The sequence below is a fragment of the Rhizobacter sp. P3_C12 genome (genome assembly GCF_056402735.1).
Map to the genome: position 1 here is coordinate 19352 of NZ_JBFUGW010000003.1, position 15067 is coordinate 34418.

The 15067-nt window shown below is 69.6% G+C and carries 11 protein-coding genes; 9 read left to right on the forward strand and 2 right to left on the reverse strand.

What is annotated here, in order from left to right; genetic code table 11:
• Positions 1-261 precede the first annotated feature (261 nt).
• The 5 genes from AC1DXV_RS01120 (at position 262) to AC1DXV_RS01140 (ending at position 5233) form a co-directional block, all read left to right on the forward strand.
• Entirely contained in the window at positions 262-2535 is a 2274-nt protein-coding gene (locus AC1DXV_RS01120) for a nitric-oxide reductase large subunit (RefSeq protein WP_477932143.1), read from the forward strand.
• Complete coding sequence (locus AC1DXV_RS01125; protein WP_477932145.1) at positions 2532-2879, forward strand: metal-sulfur cluster assembly factor; 348 nt, start codon at positions 2532-2534, stop codon at positions 2877-2879. The genes AC1DXV_RS01120 and AC1DXV_RS01125 overlap by 4 nt, the downstream gene beginning before the upstream one ends.
• Before the next feature lie 5 nt (positions 2880-2884).
• Positions 2885-3997, forward strand: a complete 1113-nt coding sequence (locus AC1DXV_RS01130) for a DUF8744 domain-containing protein (RefSeq protein ID WP_477932146.1) — start codon at positions 2885-2887, stop codon at positions 3995-3997.
• Between the two features lie 6 nt (positions 3998-4003).
• A complete protein-coding gene (locus AC1DXV_RS01135; protein WP_477864119.1) occupies positions 4004-4408 on the forward strand; it encodes a SirB2 family protein in 405 nt (134 codons plus the stop codon).
• A gap of 96 nt (positions 4409-4504) precedes the next feature.
• Positions 4505-5233, forward strand: coding sequence for a hypothetical protein (locus AC1DXV_RS01140; RefSeq protein ID WP_477864120.1), 729 nt, complete (start codon positions 4505-4507; stop codon positions 5231-5233).
• Here the strand turns inward: AC1DXV_RS01140 and AC1DXV_RS01145 are convergent.
• Together AC1DXV_RS01145 and metE are read right to left on the reverse strand one after the other, a co-directional pair.
• Positions 5230-6648, reverse strand: coding sequence for a short-chain fatty acyl-CoA regulator family protein (locus AC1DXV_RS01145; protein ID WP_477864121.1), 1419 nt, complete (start codon positions 6646-6648; stop codon positions 5230-5232). The two genes, AC1DXV_RS01140 and AC1DXV_RS01145, sit on opposite strands and share 4 nt — an antisense overlap.
• 39 nt (positions 6649-6687) lie before the next feature.
• On the reverse strand, positions 6688-8982 hold the full coding sequence (gene metE, locus AC1DXV_RS01150) for a 5-methyltetrahydropteroyltriglutamate--homocysteine S-methyltransferase (protein WP_477932147.1): 2295 nt from the start codon (positions 8980-8982) through the stop codon (positions 6688-6690).
• 108 nt (positions 8983-9090) lie between these two features.
• On the opposite strand from metE, the gene AC1DXV_RS01155 reads away from it, so the two are divergent.
• From AC1DXV_RS01155 to prpF, 4 genes are all read left to right on the forward strand, one after another.
• Complete coding sequence (locus AC1DXV_RS01155) at positions 9091-10002, forward strand: LysR family transcriptional regulator (RefSeq protein WP_477864123.1); 912 nt, start codon at positions 9091-9093, stop codon at positions 10000-10002.
• 62 nt (positions 10003-10064) lie between these two features.
• The gene (gene prpC, locus AC1DXV_RS01160; RefSeq protein ID WP_477864124.1) at positions 10065-11204 is read left to right on the forward strand and encodes a bifunctional 2-methylcitrate synthase/citrate synthase; all 1140 of its coding nucleotides are present in this window, start codon (positions 10065-10067) and stop codon (positions 11202-11204) included.
• Positions 11205-11219: 15 nt separating this feature from the next.
• Complete coding sequence (acnD, locus tag AC1DXV_RS01165) at positions 11220-13838, forward strand: Fe/S-dependent 2-methylisocitrate dehydratase AcnD (protein ID WP_477932149.1); 2619 nt, start codon at positions 11220-11222, stop codon at positions 13836-13838.
• 28 nt (positions 13839-13866) lie between these two features.
• Positions 13867-15063 carry a 2-methylaconitate cis-trans isomerase PrpF gene (gene prpF, locus AC1DXV_RS01170; protein WP_477864126.1) on the forward strand — a complete coding sequence of 399 codons (1197 nt, stop codon included), beginning with the start codon at positions 13867-13869 and terminating at the stop codon, positions 15061-15063.
• Positions 15064-15067: the final 4 nt, after the last annotated feature.

A 15067-nucleotide genomic window follows, 5' to 3' on the forward strand; every position in this document is an offset into this window, starting at 1 on the left:
TCCGGTATGGGTTGTACATCTATTGGCGGTGCAACGGTACCGGCGGACCCAGGGCGGTGCCTTGTCCTGGGTCAATGCCCGCCAGATGGGTTGGAGGTTTCTGCGGGCGGGTCGTCCCGTGCTTGATCCGGGTCAATGCGTTCTCGCCATGGCGTGCTTACGATAGGTGCACAAGAAATGCATCTTTAATCGAGCCGGCAGCAAGGAGCCATTCCCATGACCACCTCGGTCCCGCCGGCGAACCCTCTCAGGAGCAGAACCATGAACAACAATCGCAGGCTCTGGCGCTGGCTGGGCCTCATCTTCGTCCTCTCGTTCGGAGCCCTCGGCTTCATCGGCTACCAGATCTACCTGGCGGCGCCGCCGATCCCGAAGTCGGTCGTCACGGCCGACGGCGAGGTCCTGTTCACCGGCGAACAGATCCAGGCCGGCCAGCAGGTGTGGCTCGCCTCCGGCGGGCAGCAGCTCGGCACGGTCTGGGGGCACGGCGCCTATGTCGCGCCGGACTGGTCGGCCGACTGGCTGCATCGCGAGGCCGTCGCGCTCCAGCAGATCCTCGTGCAGGCCCACCAGCAGGCGCAGCCGTCGCTCGGCAGCCAGGATCGCGCGGCCATCGACAACGTGCTGCGCCAGCAGATGCGCGCCAATGGCTACGACGACGGCAGCGGCGTGCTGAAGGTCTCGAACGAACGCGGGCAGGCCGTGCGCGCCGTCGCCGGCCACTATGCCGCGCTGTTCGGCAGCGACACCTCGCTGGCTGTGCTGCGCGAGCAGTACGCGATGCGGGCAGGTGCCATCCCCGCCGCCGAAGACCGCCGGGCCCTGACCGCCTTCTTCTTCTGGACCTCGTGGGCGGCCGCGACCGACCGCCCCGGCGAGACCGGGCTCTCGTACACGAGCAACTGGCCGCACGAGCCGCTGGTGGGCAACGTGATGACCGGCTCGGCGGCCATGTGGTCGATGGCGAGCATCGTGCTGCTGATCGCCGGCATCGCCGCGATGCTGTGGTTCCATGGCGGACAAGCCCATGAGGAAGACTTGGCGCCGCCGGCCGCCGACCCGTTCCTGAAGATCGTCGCCACGCCCTCGATGAAGGCGACACGCAAGTACTTCTTCGCGGTCATCGGCCTGCTGCTGCTGCAGATCGGCATGGGGGCCGTCACCGCGCACTATGCGGTCGAGGGCGAGGCCTTCTTCGGCATTCCGCTGGCCCAGGTGCTGCCCTATGTGGTGAGTCGCACGGTGCACACGCAGGTCGGCATCTTCTGGATCGCCACCGCCTGGCTCGCGACGGGGCTCTACATCGCACCGCTGCTGTCCGGCGTCGAGCCGCGCTTGCAGAAGCTCGGCGTCGACGTGCTGTTCTGGGCGCTGATCGCGATCGTCGTCGGCTCCACCGCCACCGGCTGGCTCGGGACGCTGCAGCATCGCGGCGTGGACTTCAGCTTCTGGATTGGCAACCAGGGTCTCGAATACACCAGCATGGGCCGGGTCTGGCAGCTGTTGCTGTTCGTCGGCCTGCTGTTCTGGCTGCTGCTGCTCGGGCGCGCGCTGTGGCCGGCGCTGAAGAGGCCTTCGGAAACCCGCGGCCTGATCGCGATGGTGTTCCTGTCGGCGGCCTGCATCGGCGGCTTCTACGCCAGCTCGCTGATGTGGGGCAGGCAGACGCACTACTCGATGATCGAGTACTGGCGCTGGTGGCTCGTCCACCTGTGGGTCGAAGGCTTCTTCGAGGTGTTCGCGACCGCCGTGGTGGCGCTGATCTTCACCCGGCTCGGGCTGGTGCGCGCCGCGAGCGCGAACCGCGCGATCGTCGCCGAGACCATCGTGTTCCTGTTCGGCGGGATCCTGGGCACGCTGCACCACCTCTACTTCACCGGGACACCCACCTCCGTGATCGCGGTCGGCGCCGTGTTCTCCGCGCTCGAGGTCGTGCCGCTGGCGATGATCGGGCTGGAGGCGCTGCAGACGCACCGCCGCTCGAAGGGCGCGGCCTGGCTCGCCGCGTACCGGTGGCCGATCCTGTGCTTCGTGTCGGTGGGCTTCTGGAACACGCTGGGCGCCGGCGTGCTCGGCTTCGCGATCAACCCGCCCGCGTCGCTGTACTACGTGCAGGGCCTGAACATGACGGCGGCGCACGGCCACGCGGCGCTGTTCGGCGTCTACGGGATGCTGGGGATCGGCCTGATGCTGTTCTGCCTGCGCGGCCTGTACGCGCGCCACCTGCATGCGGATCGGCTGCTCGCGCTGTCCTTCTGGGGCCTGAACATCGGCCTCGCGATGATGGTCTTCATGTCGCTGCTGCCGGCCGGCGTCTACCAGGCGTGGGCCAGCATCGATCAGGGCATGTGGTTCGCGAGGTCGCCCGCGATCGTGCACTCGCGCCTGATGGAAACGCTGGTGTGGCTGCGCGTTCCCGGCGACATCGTGTTCGCGGCCGGGGCCGTGGTGCTGGCGGGGTATGCGTTGCGGCTGCTGCGCCGTCCGGCGGGCCAGGCGGATGGCGTGCCGGATGCCGCGGCGGTGCGGCCATGAGCAGCGATGCCGTGAGCAGGCTGCCGTTCCCGTACGACGGGCCGCCCACGCTGCGCGGACCGGTGCTGGCGGCGCTGACGGGGGTCGTCGATCCGGAGCTGTCGCTGTCGATCGTCGATGTCGGCCTCGTGTACGGGGTGTCGGTGGCGGCGGGCGAAGTGCGGGTGCGGGTCACGATGACATCGGCCGCGTGCCCGGTGATCGACGTGATCGTCGACGACATCGAGTCGGAACTCGACCGGCTGCTGCCGGCGGAGATCCGCATCGGGGTCGACCTGTGCTGGGAGCCGCCATGGACGCCCGACCTGATGAGCGAGCGGGCGCGCCGCTTCATGCAGGGTTGACGACGGTGTCTCGCTCACCTGGCGCGCTGCTGGCCCGGTCGGTGTTGCCGGCCTTGATCGCTGCCGTGCTGCTGGCGGCGGTGGCGGGCGGGCTGCAGCGCAGCGGCATCGCGCTCGGCACCGGCGCCGTGGCCGGCGCGGCGCTGTTGCAGCATGCGGCTTTGATGCTGTCGGGCCTGCTGGGCACGGTGATCGCCATCGAACGTGCGGTGGCATTGAAGCGCCGCTGGGCCTTCATCGCGCCTTGGGCCAGCGCCTTGGGCGGTGTCGCGCTGCTGGCCGGGCTTCCGGTGGTCGGTGTCTGGGCAGGGGCGGTCGCGGCGGCCGTCTTCGTCGCGGCGAGCGTGGCGGTGCTGGCCCGCCAGGTCGTGCTGCATGCGGGGCTGCTGCTGCTGGGCGCGATCGCCTGGCTGGTGGGCAACCTGCTGTTCGCGCTCGGCGCGGCGACCGCGCTGGTCCTGCCATGGTGGTTCGCCTTCATCGTGCTGACGGTGGCGGCCGAGCGGCTCGAGATGGCCCGGCTGATGCGGCACCCCCCGGCGGTGCAGTTCGCGCTGGTGGCGATTCTTTCGACCCTGCCCGCAGGCGCTGCCCTCACGGGCCGATGGCCGGTCGTTGCCGGGGTGCTGTTCGGCGGCGGCCTGGCGGCGTTGGCGTTGTGGCTGCTGGCTTTCGATGTTGCGCGGCGCACGCTGCACAGCCATGGCCTGAGCCGCTACATGGCGGTCAGCCTGCTGGCGGGGTACGCGTGGCTGGCCGTCGCCGGGGTGGCGTGGATCGGCATGGCCTTCGGGTGCCCGGGGCGGGACTGGGCGCTGCATGCCCTCGGGCTCGGCTTCATCTTCAGCATGGTGATGGGGCATGCGCCGGTGATCCTGCCGGCCGTCGCGCGAACGCGGCTGTGGTTCGGCCCCTGGTTCCATGCTCCGCTGCTGTTGCTGCACGCCTCGTTGCTCGTGCGCCTGCCGGGCAGCCTCGTCGATCCCTCGTGGCGCCGGTTCGGGGCGTTGCTGAATGCCGCGGCGGTGGGGTTGTTCGTCGTCACGGTGCTGGCGTCCGCGCTCGCATGGCGGCTGAAATCCGCGCGGGCGGTGCCGCCGCGAACCCGACCCGAGTGAGCTGCCATGGACTACTTCACCGTCAAGACCCTCCACCAATCCGCCGTGGCGCTGTCGTTCGCCGGGTTCTTCGTGCGCGGGGCCGCCTCGCTGGCGGGCGCGCGCTGGGTGCGCAGCCGGGCGGCGCGGTCGATACCGCATCTGATCGACACCGTGTTGCTGGCATCGGCCTTGACCCTCGCCTGGATGCTGCGGATCCATCCCGGCTCGGCGCCGTGGCTGCTGGCCAAGGTCATCGCGCTGGTGGCCTATGTCGGGCTCGGCGTCATCGCGCTGCGCCCGGGCCGGCCGGCCTGGCTGCGGGCGACGGCCTGGATGGCGGCGCTGCTGACCTTCGGCTACATCGTTTCGGTGGCCATCACGAAGAGCCCATGGGGCGTCTTCTCCGCATTCCTCTCTCCGCATTCGTGAGGCCCTGAATCAGCCTGGGGCCGATGGCGCCCGGGCCCGGTGCCGGCTATACCGTCATCCGGCCTGTCGCCCACCGGCGCAGCAAGGAGACATGACGTGGCATCCACCGACAAGCGCCTGATCCGCCCCTCGCAAGCGCACACCGCCGCCGAGCCCGCCGGTGCGGCGGCCGCGCAGCGCGCGTCGCCGTCCTGGCTGGATGGCAGCCCCCGCATGGCGACACAGCGGCAGCAGCTCGACCACCTGTTCGGGCCGGCGGCACAGCGCTGGATCGGGCCCGGCGAGGAGGCATCGCAGGCGGGGCAACCCATCGTGCAGAGGAAGGTGTATCCGCCCAAGCCGACCCACATCACCGAGCAGCAGGTCGAGCAATGGAACGCCTTCCTGGAAACCTGGGCCACGCAGGTGGTGGAAGCCGACGGCCTGGAAGCCTGGGTGGCCGATGAAGAAGTGACCATGTGGAATCAGGACTTCAACTTCGCGACCTCAATGGGCAATCTGAGGCAGCGGATCCGCACTCACATCCTGACGTACCAGATCAACCTCGACGCCGCGGAGGGCATCGGCTGGGACGACATGCTGCAGGTGATTCGCCTCACCGAACCCTCGCGGCTGTGCACGGTCACCATCGCCACCAACGTTCCCTATGACGGCAGCAAGGGCACCACGTGGTACGTGAAGGGCAACGCAACGGGACGCTCTCAACGCGGAGGGTGGAAGTACAACGCCATGGAGGACGGGTACCTGCCCAGTGCGCGAGGGCAGGTGCGAACCGCCCTGGAAATCCACAACGAAGAGGTCGTGCTGTTCGCGCAGACGGTCTAGGCATTCGCGTAGGGCTCGACCGGCCGCTGGTTCTCGTCGATGCGCAGCGGCCGCCCGAGCGCCGGGAAGGCGCGCTGCGCGCAGCCCTGGCGCTCGCACACCTTGCAGCCGGGGCCGATCGGCGTCACGGCCTGCGGGTCGGCCAGCGCCAGCCCGCGGGCGTACACCAGCCGCGACGCATGCCGGCGGTCGCAGCCCAGCGCCACCGCGAACTCGCGCGGCGGCGTGCCGAAGCCGCCGCTGTCATGGCGGATGCAGCGGGCGATCCAGAGGTAGGTGCGGCCGTCGGGCATCGAGGCCAGCTGCGTCAGCACGCGGCCGGGCTGCGAGAACGCCTCGTAGACGTTCCACAGCGGGCAGGTGCCGCCGGTGCGCGAGAAGTGGAAATCGGTCGCCGACTGGCGCTTCGAGATGTTGCCGGCCCGGTCCACGCGCACGAAGAAGAACGGCACGCCGCGCGCCTGCGGCCGCTGCAAGGTCGAGAGCCGGTGGCACACCGTCTCGAAGCTGACGCCGAAGCGGCGCGCCAGCAGGTCGATGTCGTAGTGCAATTCCTCCGCGGCGGCCAGGAAGGGCGCATAGGGCAGCACCAGCGCACCGGCGAAGTAGCTGGCCAGGCCGATGCGCCCCAGCGCGCGCGATTCGTCGCTGCGGAATTCGCCACCCGCCACCAGCGAGGCGAGGAGCTCGTCGGCCTCGACGAAGGCCAGCTGGGTGGCCAGCTGAAACGCGCGCTGGCCCGGCTCGAGATCCGCATGCAGCGTCAGCAGCCGTGAGCGCGGGTCGTAGCTGCGCAGGCCGGGCGGCGCATCGGCCGCGGCGCTGCGCGTCGAGATGCGGTGCTTCAGCAGCAGGTGCCGCTCGAGCCGCCCGGCGAGATCGCGGGCCAGCAGCGAGGGCGGCTCCATCTCGGCATGCGTGCGCTCGGCCAGCGCATCGAGCTCGGCGACATGGTTGTGGCGCGCGTAGAAGAAGTCGCGCACTTCCTCATGGGGCTGGGTCGGGCCGAGGTCGGGCCGGGCGTCCCGGTCCCCCAGGCCGGCCGCCATGGCTTCGAGGCGCTCCTGCGCATCCCGGGCCACCTTGTGCAGCTGGATCATGCGATTCGCCAGCGCAGGCATCTGCTGCGCCAGGGCCAGCACCTCCGCCTGCGGGATGGCGGCGCCGGCCTCGGCGACCACGTCGTGCAGCTGCGCCATCAGGCGCGCCTCTTCGCTCTCCGAGAAGAACTGCAGGTCGACGCCGAGCGCCGACTGCAGCCTCAGCAGCACCGGCACCGACAGCGGCCGCTGGTTGTTCTCCAGCTGGTTGAGGTAGCTGGCCGAGAGCTCCAGCAGGTGGGCGAGGGCGGCCTGGGTCAGGCCGCGTTGCTCGCGCAGCGTGCGCAGGCGCACGCCGAGGAAAGTCTTTCGCATGGCCTATTCTTGACCATCCGCCTGCCGGAAGCCCGCGCGTCAGGCCGGCTGGCGCAGCGCCTTGGCGGCAGCCACCATGTTGGTCAGCGCCGGAATCACCTCGGCCCATTGGCGCGTCTTCAGCCCGCAGTCCGGGTTGACCCACAGCCGCTCGGCCGGCACGCGCTCGGCGGCCTTCCTCATCAGCTGCACGATGTGCTCCTGCGTCGGGATGTTCGGCGAGTGGATGTCGTACACGCCCGGGCCGATCTCGTTCGGGTACTTGAAGTCCTCGAAGGCATCGAGCAGCTCCATGTCGGAACGCGAGGTCTCGATCGTGATCACGTCGGCATCCATCCCGGCGATGGCCGCGATGATGTCGTTGAACTCCGAATAGCACATGTGGGTGTGGATCTGCGTCTCGTCCTCGACGCCGTTCGCGGTGATGCGGAACGATTCGATCGCCCAGTCGAGGTAGCCCTTCCATTGCGACTTGCGCAGCGGCAGGCCTTCGCGCAGCGCGGCCTCGTCGATCTGGATCACGCGCACGCCGGCCTGCTCCAGGTCGAGCACCTCCTGGCGGATCGCCAGCGCGAGCTGGTGGCACGACACCGAGCGCGGCTGGTCGTCGCGCACGAAGGACCAGTTCAGGATCGTCACCGGGCCGGTCAGCATGCCCTTCATCGGGCGCTTCGTCAGCGATTGCGCGTAGCGGATCCACTCGACCGTCATCGCCTTCGGGCGGCTGATGTCGCCGAACAGGATCGGCGGCTTCACGCAGCGCGAGCCATACGACTGCACCCAGCCGAACTGGCTGAACGCGTAGCCGTCGAGCTGCTCGCCGAAATACTCGACCATGTCGTTGCGCTCGGCCTCGCCGTGCACCAGCACGTCCAGGTCCAGCGCTTCCTGCTCGCGCACGCTGCGCCGGATCTCGGCCTGCATCGCGGCCCGGTAGCCGGCCTCATCGAGGCGGCCGGCCTTGAACTCGCTGCGGGCGTGGCGGATGTCGGCGGTCTGCGGGAACGAGCCGATGGTGGTGGTGGGGAAGGGCGGCAGCTTCAGCAGCGCGGCCTGCTTCGGGGCGCGCTGTGCATAGCCGCTCTTGCGCTCGCCGAACGCGGCGTTGAGCGTCGCCACGGCCGCCTTCACCGCCGGGTTGTTGACGCGCGGCGAGTTGCGGCGCGCCGCGATGGCGGCCTGGTTGGAGGCGAGTTCGGCCTTCACCGAATCACGGCCGTTCTTCAACGCGGCGGCCAGCAGGCGCAACTCGTCCAGCTTCTGCAGCGCGTACGCGAGCCACGACTTCAGGTCGGCATCGAGCTTCTGTTCGCTCGCCAGGTCGACCGGCACGTGCAGCAGCGAGCACGACGGTGCGATCCACAGGCGCTCGCCGAGGCGCTCCTTCAGCGGCTCGAGCCAATCGAGCACCGCGTTCAGGTCGGTCTTCCAGATGTTGCGGCCGTTGATCACGCCGAGCGACAGCACCTTCAGCGGCGACAGGATGTTGAGCAGCGGCTGGATGTCGTCGCGGCCGTTGATCGCGTCGATGTGCAGGCCGGCCACCGGCAGGTTGGCGGCCAGGTGCCGGTTCTCTTCCAGCGGGCCGAAGTAGGTGGCCAGCAGCAGCTTCACGCGGCCGCTCTTCAGGTCGTGGTACGCGGTGTTGAAGGCGTGCTGCCAGTCGGCATCGAGCTCGGTCACGAGGATGGGCTCGTCGATCTGCACCCATTCCACGCCCTGGGCGGCGAGCTTTTCCAGCAGCTCGGCGTAGACCGGCACCAGGCGTTCGAGCAGCGCGAGCTTGCTGGAATCGTCCTTGGCCTTGCCGAGCGCCAGGTAGGTGACGGGGCCGACGATCACCGGCTTGGCCTTGACGCCGGCCTGGCGCGCCTCGGCGAGTTGCTCCAGCAGGCGCGACGCGTCGAGCTTGAACTGCGTGGCCGCGGTGAACTCCGGGACGATGTAGTGGTAGTTGGTGTCGAACCACTTGGTCATCTCGCCGGCGGCGACGCCACCGCCGCAGCAGCCGGCGTGGGCCTCGGCGGTCTCTGCCGATCGGCCGCGCGCGACGCGGAAGTAGTTGTCCAGCACGTCGCCCTGGAAACCCTGCACGCGCTCCGGCAGGTTGCCCAGCGTGAAGCTCATGTCGAGCATCTGGTCGTAGAACGCGAAGTCGCCGACCGGTGCGAGGTCGAGGTCGATCTGGTGGATCCAGTGGCGTTGGCGCAGCTGGGCGCCGAGGGCCTTCAATTGGTCGCGCGAAGACTCGCCCTTCCAGTAGGACTCCAGCGCGAATTTCAATTCGCGCCTGGCGCCGATGCGGGGAAAGCCGAGGTTGTGGGTCGTGGTCATGGCGTGCGTGCGATGGGAGAGATGAGAGAAGCGGTCGCCAGCGTACGCAGCAGGGGTCATGAAGTAAAATGGTATTAATTTGACAATCCATGAGATCGGCTCATCGATATGCTGGAGCGCAGTCACCTGGCCATCGTGCAGGAGGTCGAGAAGCAGGGCTCGCTGACGGCCGCGGCCGGCGTGCTGTGCCTGACGCAATCGGCGCTGAGCCATTCGATGAAGAAGCTGGAGCAGCAGCTCGGCACCGACATCTGGTTGCGTGAGGGCCGCAGCCTGCGGCTGACGCAGGCCGGGCAGTACGTGCTGGCGGTGGCCAACCGGGTGCTGCCGCAACTCGACCAGGCGGAAGAGCGGTTGCGCCAGTTCGCGCAGGGCGAGCGCGGCGCGCTGCGCATCGGCATGGAGTGCCACCCGTGCTACCAGTGGCTGCTGAAGGTCGTTTCGCCGTACCTCGCGGCCTGGCCCGATGTCGATGTCGACGTGAAGCAGAAATTCCAGTTCGGCGGCATCGGCGCGCTGTTCGGCTACGAGATCGACATGCTGGTCACGCCCGACCCGCTGTACAAGCCGGGGCTGCATTTCGAGCCCGTGTTCGACTACGAGCAGGTGCTGGTGGTCGGGCGCGATCACCCGCTGGCCGGCGCGGCCTGGGTGAAGCCGAAGCAGCTGACGCCCGAGGTGCTGATCACCTACCCGGTGGCGACCGACCGGCTCGACGTCTACACGCAGTTCCTGATGCCGGCGGGCGTGACGCCGAAGGCGCACAAGACCATCGAGACCACCGACATCATGTTGCAGATGGTGGTCAGCGGCCGCGGCGTGGCGGCGTTGCCGCGCTGGCTGGTCGAGGAGTACGCGCAGAAGATGGACGTGGTGGCCGTGCGCCTGGGTGCGCGCGGCATCGCGAAGCAGATCTTCCTGGGCGCCCGCGAGGCGGACATCGACATCGACTACCTGCGGGCCTTCGTCGAGCTGGCGCGCCGCTCGTCCTTCGCAAGCCTTGCAGAGTTGCAAGGCTGACTTCGCAAGCCTTCGCCACTTCAGTGTTGTCCCCGGCGTGGCGCATCGCGAAGATGGCGGGCATGAGCACCTTCCAACCGAAGAAGTCCGTTGCGCTGTCCGGCGTCACGGCCGGCAACACCGCGCTGTGCACCGTCGGCCGCAACGGCCGCGACCTGCACTACCGCGGCTACGACATCCTCGATCTCGCCGAGGTCTGCGAGTTCGAGGAGGTCGCCCACCTGCTGGTGCACGGCAGGCTGCCGAGTGCCGCCGAGCTGCGTGCCTACAAGGCCCGGTTGAAGGCGCTGCGCGGGCTGCCGGCCGCGGTGAAGGCCGCGCTCGAGACCGTGCCGGCCGCGGCCCACCCGATGGACGTGATGCGCACCGGCGTCTCGGCGCTCGGCTGCGCGCTGCCCGAGAAGGACGACCACGGCCTGCCCGGCGCGCGCGACATCGCCGACCGCCTGCTGGCCTCGCTCGGCTCGATGCTGCTGTATTGGTACCACTGGGCCACGCAGGGCCGGCGCATCGAGGTGGAGACCGACGACGACTCGATCGGCGGCCACTTCCTGCACCTGCTGCATGGCGAGCGCCCGCCGGCCGCGTGGGTGCGGGCGATGCACACCTCGCTGAACCTGTATGCCGAGCACGAGTTCAACGCGTCGACCTTCACCGCGCGCGTGATCGCCGGCACCGGCAGCGACATGCATTCGGCGGTGGCCGGCGCGATCGGCGCACTGCGCGGCCCGAAGCACGGCGGCGCCAACGAGGCGGCGTTCGAGATCCAGCAGCGCTACGGCACGCCCGACGAGGCCGAGGCCGACATCCGCCGCCGCGTCGAGGCGCGCGAGGTCGTGATCGGCTTCGGCCACCCGGTCTACACTGTCAGCGACCCGCGCAACGTGGTCATCAAGCGCGTGGCCCGGCAGCTCTCCGGCGAGGCCGGCACCACGAAGATGTTCGACATCGCCGAGCGGCTGGAGCGGGTGATGTGGGATGCGAAGAAGATGTTCCCCAACCTCGACTGGTTCAGTGCCGTGAGTTACCACCTGATGGGCGTGCCGACGGCGATGTTCACGCCGCTGTTCGTCATCTCGCGCACCAGCGGCTGGGCCGCACACGTGATCGAGCAGCGGCTCGACAACAAGATCATCCGGCCGAGCGCGAACTACACCGGCCCCGAAGACCGCGCCTTCGTGCCGATCGCCGAGCGCACCTGAGCACAACCACCGCGCATGAGTTCTCCCTACCGCAAGCGCCTGCCCGGCACCGCGCTGGACTACATCGATGCCCGGGCCGCCGTCGACGCCTTGCGCGCCGGCGCCTGGAGCGGCCTGCCGTACACCGCGCGTGTGCATGCCGAGAACCTGGTGCGCCGCTGTGACCCGGCCCTCCTCGACGACTGCCTGCTGCAGCTCATCGAGCGCCGCCGCGACCGCGACTTCCCGTGGTACCCGGTGCGCGTGGTCTGCCACGACATCCTCGGCCAGACCGCGCTGGTCGACCTGGCCGGGCTGCGCGATGCCATCGCGGCGCAGGGCGGCGATCCGGCCGCGGTGAACCCCGTCGTGCCGGTGCAGCTGATCGTCGACCACTCGCTCGCGGTGGAGTGCGGCGGCGACGACCCGCAGGCCTTCGCGAAGAACCGCGCGATCGAAGACCGCCGCAACGAAGACCGCTTCCACTTCATCGACTGGACGAAGCGGGCCTTCCGCAACGTCGAGGTGATCCCGCCGGGCAACGGGATCATGCACCAGGTCAACCTCGAGAAGATGTCGCCGGTGGTCTGGGTGCAGGACGGCCTGGCCTACCCCGACACCTGCGTCGGCACCGACAGCCACACGCCGCACGTCGATGCGCTGGGCGTGATCGCGGTGGGCGTCGGCGGGCTGGAGGCCGAGAACGTGATGCTCGGCCGCGCGTCGTGGATGCGCCTGCCCGACATCGTCGGCGTCGAGCTGGCCGGCCGGCGCCGGCCCGGCATCACCGCCACCGACATCGTGCTGGCGCTCACCGAGTTCCTGCGCCAGCAGAAGGTGGTCGGCGCCTACCTGGAGTTCTTCGGCGACGGCACGCAGGGCCTGACGATCGGCGACCGCGCGACCATCTCGAACATGTGCCCCGAGTACGGCGCCACCGCGGCGCTGTTCTTCATCGACGGCCAGACGCTCGACTACCTGCGCCTGACCGGCCGCGAGGCCGCGCAGGTGAAGCTGGTCGAGACGTACGCGAAGACAGCGGGCTTCTGGGCCGACACGCTGGCCGACGCGCGCTACGAGCGCGTGCTGCGCTTCGACCTGTCGACCATCGTTCGCAACATGGCCGGTCCGTCGAACCCGCACCGCCGCCTGCCCACCAGCGCACTGGCCGAGCGCGGCATCGCGGTCAACCTCGACCAGGCCCGCGCGCAAGAGGCGCAGGGCCTGATGCCCGACGGCGCGGTGATCATCGCCGCGATCACCAGCTGCACCAACACCAGCAACCCGCGCAACGTGATCGCCGCCGGGCTGCTGGCGCGCAACGCGAACCGCCTGGGCCTCGTGCGCAAGCCCTGGGTGAAGACCTCGCTCGCACCCGGCTCGAAGACGGTGGAGCTGTACCTGAAGCAGGCCGGCCTGCTGACCGAACTGGAGGCGCTGGGCTTCGGCATCGTCGCGTTCGCGTGCACCACCTGCAACGGCATGAGCGGCGCGCTAGCCCCCGCCGTCCAGCAGGAGATCCTCGAACGCGACCTGTACACCACGGCCGTGCTGTCGGGCAACCGCAACTTCGACGGCCGCATCCACCCGCAGGCGAAGCAGGCCTTCCTGGCCTCGCCGCCGCTGGTGGTGGCCTATGCGATCGCCGGCACGATCCGCTTCGACATCGAGCGCGACGTGCTCGCGGTGGTCAACGGCCGCGAGATCCGGCTGCAGGACCTGTGGCCGGACGATGCCGAGATCGATGCGCTGGTGCAGTCGTCGGTGCAGCCGGCGATGTTCCGGCAGGTCTACGAGCCGATGTTCGCCATCGCGGCCGCGAGCAGCGAGCGCGTGAATCCGCAGTACGACTGGCGGCCGCAGTCCACCTACATCCGCCGCCCGCCGTACTGGGACCGCGAAGGCATGGGCGCGCTGGCCGCGAGCCCGCGCACGCTGACCGGCCTGCGGCCGCTGGCGATCCTGCCGGACAACATCACGACCGACCACCTGTCGCCGTCGAACGCGATCGGGGCCGATTCGGCGGCCGGCGAATACCTGGCGCGGATGGGCCTGCCGGAGGAGGATTTCAACTCCTACGCGACGCACCGCGGCGACCACCTCACCGCGATGCGCGCCACCTTTGCGAACCCGACGCTGTCGAACGAGATGGTGCGTGCCGGCGATGGCAGCGTGCGCACTGGCTCGCTCGCGCGACTCGAGCCCGAGGGCCGCGTGGTGCGCATGTGGGAGGCGATCGAGGCCTACCTCGAACGCCGCCAGCCGCTGGTCATCATCGCCGGCGCCGACTACGGCCAGGGCAGCTCGCGCGACTGGGCCGCCAAGGGCGTGCGCCTGGCGGGCGTGGAAGTGGTGGTGGCCGAAGGCTTCGAGCGCATCCACCGCACCAACCTGATCGGCATGGGCGTGCTGCCGTTGGAGTTCCTGCCCGGCACCTCGCGGCTGACGCTCGGGCTCGATGGCACCGAGACGTACGACGTGCACGGCGAACGCACGCCGGGCGCCGTGCTGGGCCTGCGCGTGCGGCGCCGCGATGGCGCGATCGTCGATGTGCCCGTCACCTGCCGGCTCGATACGGCCGAAGAGGTGTCGATCTACGAGGCCGGCGGGGTGCTGCAGCGGTTTGCGCAGGACTTTCTCGCGGGCGTGCATTGATCCCGGATTGGCATCCGGGCTACCAGTCATGAGCTTCGTTCCACAGATCCGCATTCCCGCCACCTACCTGCGCGGCGGCACCAGCAAGGGCGTGTTCTTCCGCTTGCAGGACCTGCCCGCATCCGCACAGCTGCCGGGCGAGGCGCGCGACCGGCTGCTGCGCCGCGTGATCGGCAGCCCCGACCCGTACGGCAAGCAGATCGACGGCATGGGCGGCGCGACCTCGTCGACCTCGAAGGTCGTGATCCTGTCGCCGTCGACACGGCCGGGCCACGATGTGGACTACCTGTTCGGTCAGGTCTCGATCGACCAGGCCTTCATCGACTGGAGCGGCAACTGCGGCAACCTGTCGGCAGCCGTCGGCCCGTTCTCGATCGCGCAGGGCCTGGTGCCGGCGGAGCGCGTGCCGGCGAACGGCCTGTGCACCGTGCGCATCTGGCAGGCCAACATCGGCAAGACCATCGTCGCGCACGTGCCGGTGCTGAACGGGCAGGTTCAGGAGACCGGCGATTTCGAGCTCGACGGCGTCACCTTCCCGGCGGCCGAGGTGCAGCTCGAGTTCCTCGATCCGGCCGCCGAGGGGCCGGACGAAGGAAGCGGCGGCGCGATGTTCCCGACCGGGCGGCTCGTCGACGCGCTGGAGGTGCCCGGCATCGGCACGTTCGACGCGACGCTGATCAACGCCGGCATCCCGACGATCTTCGTCAACGCCCGCGACATCGGCTGCACCGGCACCGAGCTGCAAGATGCGATCAATGGCGATGCGCAGGCGCTGGCGCGCTTCGAGGCGATCCGGGCCTGGGGCGCCGTCCGCATGGGCCTGATCCAGGACGTGGCCGAGGCGTCGACGCGCCAGCACACGCCGAAGATCGCGTTCGTCGCGCCGCCGGCCGACTACGTGGCATCGAGCGGCAAGCCGGTGCGTGCCGCCGACATCGACCTGCTGGTGCGTGCGCTGTCGATGGGCAAGCTGCACCACGCAATGATGGGCACGGCGGCGGTCGCGATCGGCACCGCGGCAGCCATCCCCGGCACGCTGGTGAACCTGGCGGCTGGTGGCGGCGTGCGCAGCGCGGTGCGCTTCGGCCACCCGTCGGGCAGCTTGCGCGTGGGCGCCGAGGCGCGGCAGATCGACGGCCAGTGGACCGTCACGAAGGCGCTGATGAGCCGCAGCGCCCGTGTGCTGATGGAAGGCTGGGTGCGCGTGCCCGGCGACAGTTTCTGAACGA

Coding starts and splice junctions, on each gene's coding strand:
- AC1DXV_RS01120 (WP_477932143.1), top strand. CDS start 262: ATGAACAACAATCGCAGGCTCTGGCGCTGGCTGGGCCTCATCTTCGTC.
- AC1DXV_RS01125 (WP_477932145.1), top strand. CDS start 2,532: ATGAGCAGCGATGCCGTGAGCAGGCTGCCGTTCCCGTACGACGGGCCG.
- AC1DXV_RS01135 (WP_477864119.1), top strand. CDS start 4,004: ATGGACTACTTCACCGTCAAGACCCTCCACCAATCCGCCGTGGCGCTG.
- AC1DXV_RS01145 (WP_477864121.1), bottom strand. CDS start 6,648: ATGCGAAAGACTTTCCTCGGCGTGCGCCTGCGCACGCTGCGCGAGCAA.
- metE (WP_477932147.1), bottom strand. CDS start 8,982: ATGACCACGACCCACAACCTCGGCTTTCCCCGCATCGGCGCCAGGCGC.
- AC1DXV_RS01155 (WP_477864123.1), top strand. CDS start 9,091: ATGCTGGAGCGCAGTCACCTGGCCATCGTGCAGGAGGTCGAGAAGCAG.
- prpC (WP_477864124.1), top strand. CDS start 10,065: ATGAGCACCTTCCAACCGAAGAAGTCCGTTGCGCTGTCCGGCGTCACG.
- acnD (WP_477932149.1), top strand. CDS start 11,220: ATGAGTTCTCCCTACCGCAAGCGCCTGCCCGGCACCGCGCTGGACTAC.
- prpF (WP_477864126.1), top strand. CDS start 13,867: ATGAGCTTCGTTCCACAGATCCGCATTCCCGCCACCTACCTGCGCGGC.